This is a genomic window from Pseudomonas sp. NBRC 100443 (genome assembly GCF_030268185.1).
Lineage (GTDB): Bacteria > Pseudomonadota > Gammaproteobacteria > Pseudomonadales > Pseudomonadaceae > Pseudomonas > Pseudomonas citronellolis.
In genome coordinates this window covers 164,929-180,950 of sequence record NZ_BSQE01000008.1, presented here as the reverse complement: position 1 = coordinate 180,950, position 16,022 = coordinate 164,929, and the positions used below count along the sequence as shown (strand labels likewise).

Genomic DNA, 16,022 nt, shown 5'->3' with positions numbered 1-16,022 from the left:
CGCCGCTTCACCTTCCTCATCGCCAACGTCATCGCCAGCCCTGGCGCGGCCATCAGCGATAATGATCGAGGATGCGCTCGATTTCCCCGGAGGCCTTGAGCTCGGCCAGGGCGTCGAGCACCGCCTGGGTCGGCAGTTGCGGATCGTCGAGGACCATGCAGCCCAGTTCGGCCTGATCGAGCTTGGCGGCGGGGTAGAGGCGGCGCTCGACCGGCCGCTGGAGGTTGAACCAGTTCAGCGCCACCTCGCTGGACACCGCATAGTCGTAGCGCCCGGCTTCCAGCTTCTTCAGCACCAGCTCCTGGTTGCGCGCATCGTCGCGGTGCAGGCGCCCGCTGGCGAACGAGCGCTGCAGGTGCGGGTAGGAATAGCCCAGCACGGTGCCGATGCTCTGCCCGGCCAGCGTGGCGACCTCCACCGGCGCCCGCTCCCGGGCCACCAGCAGGTCGCGCTGGGTCAGCAGCGGCACGCTCCAGCGGTAGTCGCTGAACGCCTCGCTGAGCCAGGCCGGGGCGATGTAGCAGCGCACGTCGATGCTGTGGCTGTGCAGCGCCTGTTCCACCCGGGCCCGCGGCAGGATATGGAAAGACGGGGCCATGCCTACCTTGTGCGCGGTGCGGGTGAACAGCTCGAAGAGGATACCGCCGGTCAGCTGGCCGTCCTCGACCTGCGCCAGCGGCATGGCCCAGCCCTCGATCACCGAGAAACTCAGCTGCCGGGGATCGGCCTGGGCCAGGCCGGCGACCAGCAGGAGGGCGGGGAGGAGTGCGCGCATTCGGGCTCCGGACGTGCGGAAGCAGGACACAATGCCTGTTTCGGAGGGTTCTTGCCAAGCCTGGCCCGGCATCGGGTGCAATTTCCGGTCCTCTTCGCTAGGATTAGCCCACTTCCGCCTACCAGCCGCGATGGATTTCAATGAGTTATCAGGTTCTTGCCCGCAAATGGCGTCCGCGTTCGTTCCGCGAAATGGTCGGCCAGACCCACGTCCTCAAGGCCCTGATCAACGCGCTCGACAACCAGCGCCTGCACCACGCCTACCTGTTCACCGGGACCCGCGGCGTGGGCAAGACCACCATCGCGCGCATCCTGGCCAAGTGCCTGAACTGCGAGACCGGCATCAGCTCCACCCCCTGCGGCCAGTGCTCGGTGTGCCGGGAGATCGACGAGGGCCGCTTCGTCGACCTCATCGAAGTGGACGCCGCCAGCCGCACCAAGGTCGAGGACACCCGCGAACTGCTGGACAACGTGCAGTACGCGCCGAGCCGCGGGCGCTACAAGGTCTACCTGATCGACGAAGTGCACATGCTCTCCTCGCACTCGTTCAACGCCCTGCTCAAGACCCTCGAAGAGCCGCCGCCCCACGTCAAGTTCCTGCTGGCCACCACCGACCCGCAGAAGCTGCCGGTGACCATCCTCTCGCGCTGCCTGCAGTTCAGCCTGAAGAACATGCCGCCGGAGCGCGTGGTGGAGCACCTGACCCACGTGCTCGGCGCCGAGAACGTGCCCTTCGAGGAAGACGCCCTGTGGCTGCTCGGCCGCGCGGCCGACGGCTCCATGCGCGATGCCATGAGCCTGACCGACCAGGCCATCGCCTTCGGCGAGGGCAAGGTGCTGGCCGCCGACGTGCGCGCCATGCTCGGCACCCTCGACCACGGCCAGGTCTACGGCGTGCTCCACGCGCTGCTCGAAGGCGACGCCCGGGCGCTGCTGGATGCCGTGCGCCACCTGGCCGAACAAGGCCCGGACTGGGGCGGGGTGCTGGCCGAGATCCTCAACGTGCTGCACCGCGTGGCCATTGCCCAGGTGCTGCCGGACGCCGTCGACAACGGCCAGGGCGACCGTGACAGGGTGCTGGCCTTGGCGCAAGCGCTGCCCGGCGAGGACGTGCAGTTCTACTACCAGATGGGCCTGATCGGCCGCCGCGACCTGCCCCTGGCGCCGGACCCGCGCAGCGGCTTCGAGATGGTGCTGCTGCGCATGCTGGCCTTCCGCCCGGCCGATGGCGGGGCGCCACCGAGGTCACCGCTAAAGGAGGTGGGGATCAGCACGGCCACGGCTGATTCCAACCGCAACCCAGTGGCCGGCGCCGCCGTCGCGGCGCCGGCAGCCGTTGCCAGCGCGGCCAGCGTGCCGGTGGTGTCCACCGTGCCCGCCGCCGTTGCGCAACCGGCACCCGCGCCGCAGCCTGTGGCGGCTCCGGCTCCGGCTCCGGCTCCGGCTCCGGCTCCGGCTCCGGCTCCGGCTCCGGCTCCGGCTCCGGCTCCGGTAGCCGAGGTTGCGCCCGAACCTGCGCCGGCGCCTGTCGTCGAGGCTGCGCCCGCACCCGTCGAGCCCGCCCCGCAGGCCGTGCCCGTCGAGGTGCCGGCGGTCGAAGCGCAGGCCGCTCCGGCCGAACCGCCGCCCGTCGTCGACCTGCCCTGGGAAGAACCCGCCGCGCCGGCCGCCGCCGCGCAGCCGCCGGTCGAGCCCGAACCTGCGCCCGAGCCCGTTGCGGCGCACGAACCGGCGCCGATCGCCATGCTCGACAGCGAGGACGACGACCGCGACGAGGAGCCGCCGCCGGCCGAGGACTACTATGAAGTCGACATGGACTCGCTCAGCTACCTGGAAGGCGGCGACGAGTCGCAGGCCAGCGCCCAACCCGAGCCCGAACCGGAACCGGCGGCCCTGCCGGCCACCGGCCTTGCCGCCGAGTGGCTGGACCTGTTCCCGCGCCTGGGCCTGGGCGGCCTGACCGCGAGCATCGGCGCCAACTGCACCCTGGTCGCGGTGGAGGACGACACCTGGCACCTGCACCTGGACCCGGGGCAGAGCGCGTTGTACAACGCCACCCAGCAGCGCCGCCTGAACGACGCGCTGAGCCAGTACCACGGGCGCACCCTGAAGCTGGAAGTGACCATCCAGAAGCCCGAGCAGGAAACCCCGGCCCAGGCCGCGGCGCGCAAGCGCGCCGAGCGCCAGCGCGAGGCCGAGCGCTCCATCGAGGCGGACCCTTACGTGCAGCAGATGCGGCAGCAGTTCGGCGCGGTGGTTCGCGCCGGTACCATCGAACCCCTGGCGGCGAAGGCCTGAAGGCCGGCGCCCAACCAACCCTGAACGACAGAAGGTGATCGATATGATGAAAGGTGGCATGGCCGGCCTGATGAAGCAGGCCCAGCAGATGCAGGAAAAGATGCAGAAGATGCAGGAGGAGCTGGCCAACGCCGAAGTCACCGGCCAGTCCGGCGCCGGCCTGGTGAGCGTGGTGATGACCGGCCGGCACGACGTCAAGCGCGTCAGCCTGGACGACAGCCTGATGCAGGAGGACAAGGAAATCCTCGAAGACCTGATCGCCGCCGCGGTGAACGACGCCGTGCGCAAGATCGAGCAGAACAACCAGGAGAAGATGGCGGGCATGACCGCCGGCATGCAGCTGCCCCCCGGCTTCAAGATGCCGTTCTAAGCAAGTGAGCTGGAAGCTGGAGGCCAGAAGCAAAAGCCGCAGGCTCTTCCAGCTTCCAGCTTCCAGCTTCCAGCTTCCAGCTTCCAGCTTCCAGCTTCCAGCTTCCAGCTTCCAGCTTTTAGCCCTTCTTTCACCCCTTGCAGTCAGATACTTCCATGAGCTTCAGCCCGCTGATCCGCCAACTCATCGACGCCCTGCGCATTCTCCCCGGGGTGGGGCAGAAGAGCGCCCAGCGCATGGCGCTGCAGTTGCTGGAGCGTGACCGCACGGGCGGGCTGCGCCTGGCCCAGGCGCTGACCCAGGCCATGGAAGGGGTAGGGCACTGCAAGCAGTGCCGCACGCTGAGCGAGGAGGAACTCTGCCCGCAGTGCGCCGACCCGCGCCGCGACGACTCGCTGCTGTGCGTGGTGGAAGGCCCGCTGGACGTGTTCGCGGTGGAGCAGACCGGCTACCGCGGGCGCTTCTTCGTGCTCAAGGGCCACCTCTCGCCGCTGGACGGCCTGGGCCCGGAGGCCATCGGCATTCCCGAGCTGGAAGCGCGGATCAAGGCCGGCAACTTCGCCGAGATCATCCTCGCCACCAACCCCACGGTGGAAGGCGAGGCCACCGCCCACTACATCGCCCAGCTGCTGGCCGGCAGCGGCCTGGTGCTCAGCCGCATCGCCCATGGCGTGCCCCTGGGCGGCGAGCTGGAGCTGGTGGACGGCGGCACCCTGGCCCACGCCCTGGCCGGGCGCCGGCCGATCGTCTAGTCCAGAGGCATCGGGCCGAAACGGCCCAGGCGATGGCGCAAGTCTCGCCTTGAAAACCAAGCAAGCGCTCGGTAAGTTTTCAGGCAACCCGCCTGGAGGCCCACCATGTCCGCATTCACCGAATACTTCGACGACAGCCACCGCCTGGTCCGCGACTCGGTGCGGCGTTTCGTCGAGCGGGAAATCCTCCCGCACATCGCCGATTGGGAAGAAGCCGAGGAGTTCCCCCGCGAGCTCTACCGCAAGGCCGGCGAGGCCGGCATCCTCGGCATCGGCTACCCCGAAGCCTACGGCGGCAGCCACGAGGGCGACCTGTTCGCCAAGCTGGCGGCCAGCGAGGAACTGATGCGCAGCGGCTCCGGCGGCCTGGTGGCCGGCCTGGGCTCGCTGGACATCGGCCTGCCGCCGCTGCTCAAGTGGGGCCGCGCGGAACTGCGCGAGCGCATCGTGCCGCAGGTGCTGGCCGGCGAGAAGATCATGGCCCTGGCGGTCACCGAGCCCTCCGGCGGCTCCGACGTGGCCAGCCTGAAGACCCGCGCCGTGCGCGACGGTGACCATTACCGCGTGACCGGCAGCAAAACCTTCATCACCAGCGGCGTGCGCGCCGACTACTACACGGTGGCGGTGCGCACCGGCGGCGAAGGCTACGGCGGCGTCAGCCTGCTGCTGGTGGAGAAGGGCACGCCCGGCTTCACGGTGGGCCGCAAGCTGAAGAAGATGGGCTGGTGGGCCTCGGACACCGCCGAGCTGTTCTTCGACGACTGCAAGGTGCCGGCGGAAAACCTGATCGGCATGGAGAACATGGGCTTCGCCTGCATCATGGCCAACTTCCAGAGCGAGCGCCTGGCCCTGGCCACCATGGCCAACATGACCGCCCAACTGGCCCTGGAAGAAGCCCTGAAATGGGGCGCCGAGCGCGAAGCCTTCGGCAAGCCCATCGGCAAGTTCCAGGTGCTCAAGCACCGCCTGGCGGAGATGGCCACCCAGGTGGAAGTCTCCCGCGAGTTCACTTACCGCCAGGCGGCGAAGATGGCCGTTGGGCAGAGCGTGGTGAAGGAAATCTCCATGGCCAAGAACTTCGCCACCGATGTTGCCGACCGGGTGGTCTATGACGCGGTGCAACTGCTGGGTGGCATGGGGTATATGCGCGAGAGCCTGGTGGAGCGGTTGTACCGCGACAACCGCATCCTCTCCATCGGCGGCGGGACGCGGGAGATCATGAACGAGATCATCGCCAAGCAGATGGGGCTCTGAGGGGGCGGGCTGTTTGTAGGAGCGAGCTTGCTCGCGAACCCATGGAGTTACCTGGCTGCGCTGGTGTGTGGTTCAACTACGCCCCTCTCCCTAACCCTCGGCTGCGCGCCCCGCCCTGAAGGGAGAGGGGACCGTTGGGCAGAGTTCGGTGTTCTGGAGTCAGCCGGCAACTCCGACGGTTTCCGGTTGAAACCATTCCTTCTCTCGGCACGGACTGCCCCCTCTCCCTTCAGGGAGAGGGCTGGGGAGAGGGAGCGGAGTCAATCCCAAACACCGCAGCCGCCGGGAAACGCCATTGTTCGCGAGCAAGCTCGCTCCTACGAAGAGCGAAGAGCAAGCACCCCGTAGGATGGCGTTGAGCGAAGCGATACCCATCAAAAAGAAAGCCCGCTCCAAGAAGCGGGCTTCCCCTTTCACTACTCCCTACTTGGCCTCATACCCCTCCGTCCGCGCCTTGCCCTTGGGCGCAAAACGCGCCGCCAGACGCATGCTGACGGTAACCACCTTCTGGTACCAGACCGGCAACAGCCGCAGCATCACGTCGATGGCATGGGCATCCGCGCCGATGAGGATGCGCCGTGCGTCGCGCTCCACGCCGCGGATGATCACCTGGGCCGCCTTGTCCGGGGTGGTGCGCAGCAGCTGGTCGTTGAACTGCTGGCGCGCGGCGTTGGCGTTCTGCCCGGTGACCTTGGCCAGGCTGTCGTTCATCCGCGCGGTGCGGGCGATGTTGGTCTTGATCCCGCCGGGGTGCACGCAACTGGCCGAGACCGCGCCGCCTTCCATGTCCAACTCCTGGCGCAGCGATTCGGTGAAGCCGCGCACGGCGAACTTGGTGGCGTTGTAGGCGCTCATGCCCGGCTGCGAGAACAGCCCGAACACGCTGGAGACGTTGACGACGTGCCCCTCGCCGCTGGCCTTGATGTGCGGCAGGAAGGCCTTGGTGCCGTAGACCACGCCCCAGAAGTTGATGTTGGTGATCCACTCGTACTCTTCGTACTCGCTGCCTTCCACGGTGCCGGCATGGGCCACCCCGGCGTTGTTGAACACCAGGTTGACCTTGCCGTGCTCGGCCACCACCTTGTCGGCCCAGGCGTGGACCTGCTCGCGCTCGGCGACGTTGACCACCTCGGTGGAGATGCGCACGCCGTAGGAGGCCAGGGCCTGGCGGGTTTCCTCGAGGCCGCTGGCGTTGACGTCGGCCAGCGCCAGGTGGCAGCCGCGCGAGGCCAGCTCGCGGGCCAGGGCGCGGCCGATGCCGGAACCGGCGCCGGTGATGGCGGCGACTTTGTTCTCGAAGGACTTCATGCCGGGACCTCCTCGGCGCGGGGTTGCTGGGTGACTGCGGTTTCCTCGAACGGCCTGGCCTTCAGATGATAGGCGGCGGCGTCGAAACTGCGGGTGAGCAGGCGGAAGCGCCAGGTGAAGCCCGGCCACAGAGTGCAGTTGCGCCCGCTCACCGGGTGCAGGTACCAGCTCTTGCAGCCGCCGGTGTTCCACACGCTATGGTTGAGCCCGCGCTGCAGCTTGAGGTTCCAGCGCTGCTGCTCGTCTTCCTTGACCTCCAGGCTGAGCAGCTCGCGGCGCCGCATCAGCTTCAGCGCGCCGAGCACGTAGGCGATCTGCGACTCGATCATGTAGACCATGGAGTTGTGGCCCAGGCCGGTGTTCGGGCCCATCAGGAAGAACAGGTTGGGGAAGCCGCGGGTGACGGTGCCCTTGTAGGCCTCCGGACCCTGCGGCCAGGTGTCCAGCAGGTCCACGCCGCCGCGGCCGAACACGGTGCCGCGGGGGATGGGGTCGTTGGCGGTGAAGCCGGTGCCGAAGATGATCGCGTCCACCTCGCGCTCCTGGCCGTCGGCGGTGACGATGCTGTGCTCGCGGATCTCGCGGATGCCGTCGGTGATCACCGAGGCGTTCGGCGCGGCCAGCGCCGGGTAGTAGTTCGGCGACATCAGGATGCGCTTGCAGCCGATGGTGTAGTCCGGGGTCAGCTTGCGGCGCAGTTCCGGGTCCTTGACCTGCTGGTGGATGTAGCGCACCGCCAGCTTGCCGATCATCTTCATCGCCCAGGGCGCGAAGGTGAAGCCCAGCACGCGGCCTTCGAGCATGCTGTAGAGCGCGCCGCGCCAGAGCTTCTGCACCAGCGGGAAGTGCTTGAAGCGCGCCCGTTCCTTGTCGCTGATGGCGCGGTCGGGCTTGGGCAGGATCCAGGGCGCGGTGCGCTGGTAGAGGTCCAGGCTGGCCACCAGCGGCTGGATTTCCGGAACGAACTGGATGGCCGAGGCGCCGGTGCCGATCACCGCCACGCGCTTGCCCTTCAGGTCGTAGTCGTGGTCCCAGTGCTGCGAGTGGAAGGCGTGGCCCTTGAAGCTGTCCAGGCCCTTGAGGTCGGGGATCGAGGGGATCGACAGGGCGCCCATGCCGGAGACCACCGCCTGGGCGGTGTAGTGGTTGCCGGCGGCGTCGCGCAGGTGCCAGAGGTCGCGCGCCTCGTCCCATTCCAGGCGCTGGATCTCGGTGTTCAGCAGGGTGCGGCCTTCCAGGCGGTATTTCTTCCAGCAGTTCTCCAGGTAGCCGCGGATTTCCGGCTGGCGGGCGAACATGCGCGTCCATTCCGGGTTCGGCTCGAAGGAGAAGGAGTAGACGTGGGACTGCACGTCGCAGGCGCAGCCGGGGTAGTTGTTGACCCGCCAGGTGCCGCCGACGCCGGCGTCCTTCTCGAACAGCAGGAAGTCGTCCTCGCCCTCCTGGCTGAGGCGGATGGCCATGCCCAGGCCGGAGAAACCGGTGCCGATGATGGCCACCTTGCAGTGTCTGACCGCGGCAGTCTTAGGTTGAGTTCCCATTTACCTGGCTCCTGTTATGCTTGTGTGCAGGCGTATACAACTGTCTACGTGGTGCCAATGTAGACATCTGTATACTTCGCGGGCAACCAATCTTTAGGGTGGGCGAGGTGGGGCAAGGATGAGTCTGGAACCGGATGCGGTAACACAACGCCAGGATGCACCGGGCAAGCGCCTGCTGATGGAGGCGGCGCTGCGCCTGGCCTCCAGCCGGCGCAGCCTGAGCAGCATCGGCCTGCGCGAACTGGCCCGCGAGGCCGGGCTGAACCCCAACACCTTCTACCGCCACTTCGCCGACGTCGACGACCTGGGCCTGGCGATCATCCGCGACATCGCCACCCAGCTGCGCCAGCCGCTGCGCGAACTGCGCCGCGAAGCGGCCGGGCGCGCGCCGGCGGCGGGCGGCGCGGCGGCCACCCCGCTGGGCCTGGACTTCGCCCGTGGCCAGCGGGTGTGCGAGGAGACTGTGCGGCTGTTCTTCGACTTCGTCGAACGTCACCCCGAGGCCTTCATCATCGGCGTGCGCGAACTGCACGGCCCTTCGGCGGTGCTGCGCGAGGCGCTGGGCCAGGTGATGGACGACTTCGGCGCCGACATGGCCGAGGACATCGCCCTGTTCCGCCTGCTGCCGGAGGTGCCGGCGCAGGAGGTGGCGCAGCTGTCGCGGCTGATCAGCCGGCAGCTGTTCCAGCTGTCGCTGGATTACCTGGAATTGCCGGAAGGGCAACGGGGCGAGGTCTGCGCGCTGGCGGAGCGGCAGGTGCTGCTGCTGTTCACCGGGGCGGCGGTGTTGCAGGCGTTGGGGTTGTAGGAGCGTTCCTGTCGTGCAGGGTGCGGAACCCGACTCTGCTCCCTCACCCTAACCCTCTCCCAGAGGGAGAGGGGACCGTTCGGTGTGCTTGGCTGTCATGGCGTTAGCCGGCGGCCGCAGAGGTTTCCGGCGCAATGCATTGCTCATCTCGGCACGGACGGCTCCCTCTCTCTCCCAGAGGGAGAGGGGACCGTTCGGTGTGCTTGGCTGTCATGGCGTTAGCCGGCGGCCGCAGAGGTTTCCGGCGCAATGCATTGCTCATCCCGGCACGGACGGCTCCCTCTCTCTCCCAGAGGGAGAGGGGACCGTTCGGTGTGCTTGGCTGTCATGGCGTTAGCCGGCGGCCGCAGAGGTTTCCGGCGCAATGCATTGCTCATCTCGGCACGGACGGCTCCCTCTCCCTCTGGGAGAGGGCTGGGGTGAGGGAACGCGGTTGTTCCGAGATCCGTCCTTGCAGGGAGAGTAGGGAGAGTCTGTTCGCGAGCAAGCTCGCTCCTACGAGAAGCCGTGCTGCACCTGTAGGAGCGCGCCCTGCGCGCGATTCGCGGGCAGGGCCCGCTTACAGATGAAGGGGCGCTCAACCAGCGAAGTCGAGCTTGTCCTTCCAGTACTTCTCCAGCGTCTTGGTGTCGTGGTCGAAGGGGTGGAAGCCGGGGCGGAAGTAGTCCAGCCAGGGCAGCACGAGCTGGGTGAAGTAGCCGTTGCGCAGGCCGAACAGGGTGACCAGGCCGTGCTTCCAGCTGCGCCAGTTGAACAGCTGGCGGTCGCGGCGCAGCAGGTGGATCTGGAAGCCGCCGATCACGCCGAGGAAGATCACCGTGGTCAGCAGCATCACCGCGGTGCGGGTGAAGTAGCCGCCGTAGACCTGTTGGTAGACGTCGTAGGCCACCGCCTTGTGCTCGTTCTCCTCGATGGCGTGCCACATCCACAGCTTGTACATCTTCGGCGAGCGCATCTGCGTGCTCAGGTCCTCGCGGCGCAGCAGGCGCTCGGCCATGGTCGCGGTGAAGTGCTCCAGGGCGCAGGTGATGGCCAGGTCCTGCTTCTTGGTGGTGACCTTGCTGATCGCGCCGAGCAGGTGCTTGATGCGCAGCTCCAGGCGCTCCAGGTCGATGCCGTGTTCCTCGGCGTATTCGTTGTAGGCCGCGTGTTCCTTGGAGTGCATGGCCTCCTGGCCGATGAAGGCGGACACGTCCTTCTGCAGCTGCGGGTCCTGGATGCGGTCGCGCACGGCGCGCACGCTGTCGACGAAGAACTTCTCGCCGTAGGGGAACAGCGAGGACAGGTTGTTCATGAAGTGCGACATGAAGGGCTGATCGTCCCACCAGTACTTCGGCGTCTCGGTGAAGCTGAAATCCATGCGCCGGACGGGGAAGTGGGCGCGGAGCGGTTCGGTCTGGGCGTTCATGGGCGACTCCTTGTTGTTGTTCGACGAGCCCCGGCGGCGATTTGGGCAGGCAGCGGCGCCGGCGGAGCGGAGGGCCTGACACGGTGAATGTGTCATTGGTTGATGTAATTGTTGGGAGGATTGTCGGACAAGGGAGAGGTCCGATCCGGCCATGGAAGGGTTATTTGCGGCCAAGGAGGGGCCGGCCCGACCTTGGATAGGGGGGAAGGGTGTAGGAGCGAGCTTGCTCGCGAACGGGGGGACCGGCGGCGTAGGTGCTGGGGGGAGGAGCGCCCTCTCCCCAGCCCTCGGCTGCGCGCCCCGCCCTGAAGGGAGAGGGGGCCGTTCGGTGTCTGTGGGGAGAATGGAGTCAGCCGGCAACCCCGGCCATTGCCCTGAAGAGCCTGTGGTGAATCAGCCTTGCTGCGCTTCCCGCGCCTCGCGGGCGGTGACCTGCTGGCACAGCTCGATCAGTTGCTCGCGCATCCAGCGGTTGGCCGGGTCCTGGTCGGTGCTTTCGTGCCAGTACAGGTGGGTTTCCAGCTTGGGCACGTCGCTCACCGGCAGGTCCACGTAGTGCAGGTTGTGGTGGCGGGCGAAGCGCTCGGGCACCGTCACCGCCATGTCGGTCTGCTGCACCACGTTGGAGGCCATCAGGTAGTGCTGCGAGCGCAGGGCGATCTTGCGCTGCAGGCCCATCTTGCCCAGCGACAGGTCGATGTAGCCCAGGCCGCTGCGGCGGCTGGAGATCTGGATGTGCGTCAGCGACAGATACTCCTCCAGGCTCAGCTTCGGCCTGGCCAGCGGGTGGCCGTGGCGCATGGCGCAGACGTAGCGGTCTTCCATCAGCTTGACGTGGCGCACCTGCGGGTCGGTGTTCAGCGGCGCGTCCACGGCGAAGTCCAGGCGCCCGGCGGCCAGTTCCTTGGTGGTCTCGCGGCGCTTGGAGAGGAAACTCTCGATGTGCACGTTGGGCGCCTGGCGGCGCAGGCGCTGGAACAGCGGCGGCAGGATGATGGCCTCGGTGAGGTCGGTCATGCTGATGCGGTAGGTCTTGCTCGCCTGCTGCGGGGTGAAGGTGCGGCTTTCCTGCACCGACACGCGCAGCAGCTGCAGGGCGTTGCGCACCGGGCCGATGATGTTCTGCGCCATGGGCGTGGGCACCATGCCCTGGGCGGTGCGCACGAACAGCGGGTCGTTGAAGGTCTCGCGCAGGCGGGCGAGGGCGTTGGACACCGCGGGTTGGGTGATGCCGACGATCTGTCCGGCGCGGGTGAGGTTGGCTTCGGTGTAGATGGCATCGAAGACGATGAACAGATTCAGGTCGACCTTGTTCAGGTTCATCCCGTGGCTCCGCTTGTCATTGTTGTGGCCGGATCATACCCGGGATGGCGGACCATCATGCGGGTTATGAATGTTCATTGATTCGGATAATAGGCTAGGTAAATCGTGCTGCCTGTTCTAGCATCTTCCTCGACACAAGACAAACCCCTGCCAGAAGGTAGCCCCCATGGATTTCGCCTATTCCGCCAAGGTCCAGGACCTGCGTGAGCGCGTCACCGCGTTCATGGAAGCTTATGTATATCCCGCCGAGAGCGTCTTCGAGCAACAGGTAGCCGAAGGCGACCGCTGGCAGCCGACCCAGGTCATGGAGGACCTCAAGGCCCGCGCCAAGGCCGAGGGCCTGTGGAACCTGTTCCTGCCCGAGTCCGAATACGGCGCCGGCCTGACCAACATGGAGTACGCCCCGCTGGCGGAAATCATGGGCCGCTCGCTGATCGGCGCCGAGCCGTTCAACTGCTCGGCCCCGGACACCGGCAACATGGAAACCCTCGTCCGCTACGGCAGCGAGGAACAGAAGCGCACCTGGCTGGAACCGCTGCTGCGCGGCGAAATCCGCTCCGCCTTCGCCATGACCGAGCCGGGCGTGGCTTCCTCCGACGCCACCAACATGCAGGCCAACGCCGTGCGCGAGGGTGACGAGTGGGTCATCAACGGCCGCAAGTGGTGGACCTCCGGCGCCTGCGACCCGCGTTGCAAGGTGATGATCTTCATGGGCCTGACCAACCCGGACGCGCCGCGCCACCAGCAGCACTCGATGATCCTGGTGCCCAGCGACGCCCCCGGGGTGAAGATCCTCCGCCCGCTGCCGGTGTTCGGCTACGACGACGCGCCCCACGGCCACGCCGAAGTGCTCTTCGAGAACGTCCGCGTGCCCTACGAGAACGTGCTGCTGGGCGAGGGCCGCGGCTTCGAGATCGCCCAGGGCCGCCTCGGCCCGGGCCGCATCCACCACTGCATGCGCTCCATCGGCATGGCCGAGCGCGCCCTGGAACTGATGTGCAAGCGCGCCACCAGCCGCACCGCCTTCGGCAAGCCGCTGGCGCGCCTGGGCGGCAACATCGACCACATCGCCAACTCGCGCATCGAGATCAACCAGGCCCGCCTGCTGACCCTCAACGCCGCGTACATGATGGACACCGTGGGCAACAAGATCGCCCAGAGCGAGATCGCCCAGATCAAGGTGGTGGCGCCCAACGTCGCCCTGCAGGTGATCGACCGCGCCATCCAGATCCACGGCGGCGCCGGCGTCTCCAACGACTTCCCGCTGGCCTACTGGTACTCCATGCAGCGCACCCTGCGCCTGGCCGACGGCCCGGACGAAGTGCACCGCATGGCCGTCGGCAAGTACGAGATCGGCAAGTACATGGGCAAGTGAGTGCTGGTTGGTAGCTGAGGCCCGGTGAGGGTCGCGGGAACGCCGTTTCTCCGAAAGGGAAACGGCGTTTTTGTGTGTGGGTCGCATTCGGGCGGGTTTTTTGTAGGAGCGAGCTTGCTCGCGAACGGGGTTTCCCGGTGGCGTAGGTGCTGGGGGGTTGAGAGCGCCCTCACCCCAGCCCTCTCCCGGAGGGAGAGGGGGCCGTTCGGAGTGGGCGGCGAATTCGGCGTCATCCTGAAACGCCTATCCTTCCTCGTGCGGGACGCGGCTCCATCGCGAACAGCGCTTGCACTGGCCCGAAGGGGAATAACCCGGTGACTGCCCGGTTCGCGAGCAAGCTCGCTCCTACAGAATCACCCCGCCAGCTGCCTTGCCTTCAGCCATGCCGCGAAGCCTTCGGCCGGCAGCGGCGGGGACAGCAGGTAGCCCTGGGCCACCCTGTAGCCCTGGGCTTCGAGGATGCGCAGTTGCTCGGGGTTCTCGATGCCTTCGGCGACCACCGTCATGCCCAGGCTGCGGCCGATGTTCAGCACGGCGTCGCTGAGGGTGCGGCTGGTGCTGTTGCTCTCCAGGTCGCGGACGAAGCTGCGGTCCAGCTTCAGTTCCTGCACCGGCAGGCGGTTCAGCCGGGCCAGGCTGGAGTAGCCGGTGCCGAAGTCGTCCAGGGCCAGGCGGATACCCAGTTCGTGCAGCTGGTCGAGCACGCCCAGGGTGTCGCTGTCGGCTTCCATCAGCGCGCTTTCGGTGATTTCCAGGGTCAGGTCGGTGCCGTGCAGGCCGTGCTCTTCCAGGGTGCGCAGCACCGCGACGGGCAGTTGCGGGTCCTGGAAGTCGCCGGCGGACAGGTTGACCGATATCTCCGGCACCTGCAGGCCCGCGTGGCGCCACTCGGCCAGTTGCCGGCAGGCTTCGCGCAGCACCCAGCGGCCCAGTTCGATGCTCAGCCCGCATTCCTCGGAGAGGGGGATGAAGCGCTCCGGGGAGATGTTGCCCAGCTGCGGGTGGTGCCAGCGGGCCAGGACCTCGGCGCCGCGCAGGCGGCCCGCGCGGATGTCCACCAGCGGTTGGTAGTTCAGGTGCAGGCGCTGCCTGGCGAGGGCTTCGCGCAGGGCGCTCTCCAGCGCCACGCGCTCTTGCGCCAGGCGCTCCAGTTCCTCGCTGAAGAACACCTGGCCGCCACGGCTCTTGCCTTTGCCCTTGGCCTGGTTCATCGCCATCGCCGCGTGGCGCAGCAGGCTCTGGAAGTCCTCGCCATCCTCCGGGAACAGGCTGATGCCGATGCTCGCCGAGGGGTTGTGGGGCGCGCCGGCGACGCGCCAGGGCGCGTCGAGGGCGGCCTTCAGGCGGGCGAGGTGGACGCTGGCCGCCGCGCGGTCGCAGCCCGGCAGCAGGACGACGAATTCGTCGTTGGCCTGGCGCCCGACGTGGTCCTCGTCGCGGCAGGCCTGGCGCAGGCGCCGGGCGATGGTGCGCAGCAGCTCGTCGCCGGAGGGGCGGCCGAAGGAATCGTTGATCTGGCGGAAGCGGTCCAGGCCGATGTACAGCACCGCCATGCCCTGCCGGCGCGCGGCGGCGGCGGCCAGTTCGGCGCTGGCCAGGTTCTGCAGCAGGTGGCGGTTGGGCAGGCCGGTCAGGTCGTCGTAGTAGGCGAGCTGGTGGATGCGCGTGCGCGCCTGGTCGCGCTCCAGCACCAGCGCGCAGAGGTGCGTGCAGATGTCCAGCAGGCATTGTTGCGTCGCGCAGGGCGCCTGTTCCCCCCGGCCGTAGCAGACGAAGCTGCCGATCAGCTGGCCGGTGCTGGAGCGGATCGGCGTGATGCTGCAGCTGCGCAGCTCCGGTGGCAGCAGGTGGCGGTAGGCGGACCACAGCGGATGGCGCTCGACCTCGCCGGCCCAGGCGCCCTCGCTGCCCGGGCCGTCGCCCAGGGGCAGGCCGTCCAGGGCCTGCAGGTAGGCGGGCGGCAGGCTCGGCCCGGCCAGCGGGTGCAGGCGGCCTGCGTTGACGCGCAGGACCGAGGCGCTGCTCCGCGGCAGCAGCCGTTCGATCTCCAGGCAGGCCGCTTCCATCAGGTGTTCCGGCGGCTCGTCGCGGGCCATGCCTTCGAGCAGGCGGTCCAGCAGCACCTCGTGGATTTTCGACTGGGTGATCTCGGTGAGTGCCAGCAGCTGCAGGTCGGGCTCGCCGGTGGCGCGGTTCAGCCCGGTGCTGGCGATGCCGCACCAGATGCGCCGGCCGTCATGGCAGCGCACCAGGGCTTCCACGCGGCCGTTGGCCGCCGGCCGCGCGTCCACCAGCTCGTCGAACGGGCGGCCCACCAGGCTTTCCGGGGCATGGCCGAGCAGCCGGCCGAAGGCGCGGTTGCAGTACAGCAGGCGCTGCCCGTCGTCGTTGATGCAAAGAGCGGTCTCGGCATGCTCCAGGGCTTCGGAGAGCATCCGGGGGAGGTCGGGAATACTGCGGATCGGCATGCTTGCACTCCGGCCTGGTGGTCGAGGAACGGGGCTAGAGCTTGAAGCGCAGCACCATGTCGTTGAGCTCCACCGCCACGCGGTTCAGCGACTGGATCTGCTGGTCGCTGCTGCGGGCGCTGTTCCAGCCGGTGAGGATCGAAAGCAGGAGGGCGGTGGCCAGGACGATGAGCATTCCCGTGCGTATTTTCAGCTTGGACAACATTGCGGACTTCCTTTCGTGGCAAACCACCATCGGACCGGCTGCGCCATGGGGGGGCGAAGTGATGGCAATCAGCCCTATCCTGTTCCCCCGTGAAAAGGAAAGTCAATTAGTCAATGATCTATTAAGAAACATTTGTAG

12 protein-coding genes and 1 pseudogene are annotated in these 16,022 nt (G+C 67.7%); 6 read left to right on the top strand and 7 right to left on the bottom strand.

Features of this window, described 5'->3' with window-relative positions; genetic code table 11:
• Nucleotides 1-52 precede the first annotated feature (52 nt).
• Nucleotides 53-775 (bottom strand): substrate-binding periplasmic protein, encoded by a 723-nt coding sequence (locus QSJ95_RS12985; RefSeq protein WP_269963449.1) that lies wholly within the window; start codon nucleotides 773-775, stop codon nucleotides 53-55.
• A gap of 140 nt (nucleotides 776-915) precedes the next feature.
• Between QSJ95_RS12985 and dnaX the strand changes: the two genes are divergently transcribed.
• From dnaX to QSJ95_RS12965, 4 genes are all read left to right on the top strand, one after another.
• On the top strand, nucleotides 916-3,072 hold the full coding sequence (dnaX, locus tag QSJ95_RS12980; RefSeq protein WP_285642869.1) for a DNA polymerase III subunit gamma/tau: 2,157 nt from the start codon (nucleotides 916-918) through the stop codon (nucleotides 3,070-3,072).
• A 43-nt stretch (nucleotides 3,073-3,115) separates the two neighbouring features.
• The gene (locus QSJ95_RS12975) at nucleotides 3,116-3,442 is read left to right on the top strand and encodes a YbaB/EbfC family nucleoid-associated protein (protein WP_009619439.1); all 327 of its coding nucleotides are present in this window, start codon (nucleotides 3,116-3,118) and stop codon (nucleotides 3,440-3,442) included.
• A 155-nt stretch (nucleotides 3,443-3,597) separates the two neighbouring features.
• Nucleotides 3,598-4,194 carry a recombination mediator RecR gene (recR, locus tag QSJ95_RS12970; protein ID WP_009619440.1) on the top strand — a complete coding sequence of 199 codons (597 nt, stop codon included), beginning with the start codon at nucleotides 3,598-3,600 and terminating at the stop codon, nucleotides 4,192-4,194.
• A gap of 105 nt (nucleotides 4,195-4,299) precedes the next feature.
• On the top strand, nucleotides 4,300-5,448 hold the full coding sequence (locus QSJ95_RS12965; RefSeq protein WP_285642862.1) for an acyl-CoA dehydrogenase family protein: 1,149 nt from the start codon (nucleotides 4,300-4,302) through the stop codon (nucleotides 5,446-5,448).
• A gap of 423 nt (nucleotides 5,449-5,871) precedes the next feature.
• Here the strand turns inward: QSJ95_RS12965 and QSJ95_RS12960 are convergent, their stop codons facing one another.
• Nucleotides 5,872-6,756 carry an SDR family NAD(P)-dependent oxidoreductase gene (locus QSJ95_RS12960; RefSeq protein WP_285642850.1) on the bottom strand — a complete coding sequence of 295 codons (885 nt, stop codon included), beginning with the start codon at nucleotides 6,754-6,756 and terminating at the stop codon, nucleotides 5,872-5,874.
• Nucleotides 6,753-8,337, bottom strand: a pseudogene (locus QSJ95_RS12955) (flavin-containing monooxygenase). Before QSJ95_RS12955 ends, QSJ95_RS12960 begins: the two are co-directional and overlap by 4 nt.
• 78 nt (nucleotides 8,338-8,415) lie before the next feature.
• On the opposite strand from QSJ95_RS12955, the gene QSJ95_RS12950 reads away from it, so the two are divergent.
• On the top strand, nucleotides 8,416-9,105 hold the full coding sequence (locus QSJ95_RS12950) for a TetR family transcriptional regulator (protein ID WP_043314432.1): 690 nt from the start codon (nucleotides 8,416-8,418) through the stop codon (nucleotides 9,103-9,105).
• 577 nt (nucleotides 9,106-9,682) lie between these two features.
• On the opposite strand, the gene QSJ95_RS12945 is transcribed toward QSJ95_RS12950, so the two are convergent.
• Together QSJ95_RS12945 and QSJ95_RS12940 are read right to left on the bottom strand one after the other, a co-directional pair.
• The gene (locus tag QSJ95_RS12945; protein WP_009619445.1) at nucleotides 9,683-10,513 is read right to left on the bottom strand and encodes a metal-dependent hydrolase; all 831 of its coding nucleotides are present in this window, start codon (nucleotides 10,511-10,513) and stop codon (nucleotides 9,683-9,685) included.
• Nucleotides 10,514-10,906: 393 nt separating this feature from the next.
• Entirely contained in the window at nucleotides 10,907-11,836 is a 930-nt protein-coding gene (locus QSJ95_RS12940) for a LysR family transcriptional regulator (protein WP_009619446.1), read from the bottom strand.
• 166 nt (nucleotides 11,837-12,002) lie between these two features.
• On the opposite strand from QSJ95_RS12940, the gene QSJ95_RS12935 reads away from it, so the two are divergent.
• Nucleotides 12,003-13,211 (top strand): acyl-CoA dehydrogenase, encoded by a 1,209-nt coding sequence (locus tag QSJ95_RS12935; RefSeq protein ID WP_009619447.1) that lies wholly within the window; start codon nucleotides 12,003-12,005, stop codon nucleotides 13,209-13,211.
• Between the two features lie 353 nt (nucleotides 13,212-13,564).
• Here the strand turns inward: QSJ95_RS12935 and QSJ95_RS12930 are convergent, their stop codons facing one another.
• Together QSJ95_RS12930 and QSJ95_RS12925 are read right to left on the bottom strand one after the other, a co-directional pair.
• Nucleotides 13,565-15,679, bottom strand: a complete 2,115-nt coding sequence (locus tag QSJ95_RS12930; RefSeq protein ID WP_285642846.1) for a putative bifunctional diguanylate cyclase/phosphodiesterase — start codon at nucleotides 15,677-15,679, stop codon at nucleotides 13,565-13,567.
• A 34-nt stretch (nucleotides 15,680-15,713) separates the two neighbouring features.
• Entirely contained in the window at nucleotides 15,714-15,884 is a 171-nt protein-coding gene (locus QSJ95_RS12925; protein WP_160329408.1) for a hypothetical protein, read from the bottom strand.
• Between the last annotated feature and the right edge of the window lie 138 nt (nucleotides 15,885-16,022).

Coding starts and splice junctions, on each gene's coding strand:
- QSJ95_RS12930 (WP_285642846.1), bottom strand. CDS start 15,679: ATGCCGATCCGCAGTATTCCCGACCTCCCCCGGATGCTCTCCGAAGCC.
- QSJ95_RS12985 (WP_269963449.1), bottom strand. CDS start 775: ATGCGCGCACTCCTCCCCGCCCTCCTGCTGGTCGCCGGCCTGGCCCAG.
- dnaX (WP_285642869.1), top strand. CDS start 916: ATGAGTTATCAGGTTCTTGCCCGCAAATGGCGTCCGCGTTCGTTCCGC.
- QSJ95_RS12925 (WP_160329408.1), bottom strand. CDS start 15,884: ATGTTGTCCAAGCTGAAAATACGCACGGGAATGCTCATCGTCCTGGCC.
- QSJ95_RS12945 (WP_009619445.1), bottom strand. CDS start 10,513: ATGAACGCCCAGACCGAACCGCTCCGCGCCCACTTCCCCGTCCGGCGC.
- QSJ95_RS12950 (WP_043314432.1), top strand. CDS start 8,416: ATGAGTCTGGAACCGGATGCGGTAACACAACGCCAGGATGCACCGGGC.
- QSJ95_RS12935 (WP_009619447.1), top strand. CDS start 12,003: ATGGATTTCGCCTATTCCGCCAAGGTCCAGGACCTGCGTGAGCGCGTC.
- recR (WP_009619440.1), top strand. CDS start 3,598: ATGAGCTTCAGCCCGCTGATCCGCCAACTCATCGACGCCCTGCGCATT.
- QSJ95_RS12975 (WP_009619439.1), top strand. CDS start 3,116: ATGATGAAAGGTGGCATGGCCGGCCTGATGAAGCAGGCCCAGCAGATG.
- QSJ95_RS12960 (WP_285642850.1), bottom strand. CDS start 6,756: ATGAAGTCCTTCGAGAACAAAGTCGCCGCCATCACCGGCGCCGGTTCC.
- QSJ95_RS12965 (WP_285642862.1), top strand. CDS start 4,300: ATGTCCGCATTCACCGAATACTTCGACGACAGCCACCGCCTGGTCCGC.
- QSJ95_RS12940 (WP_009619446.1), bottom strand. CDS start 11,836: ATGAACCTGAACAAGGTCGACCTGAATCTGTTCATCGTCTTCGATGCC.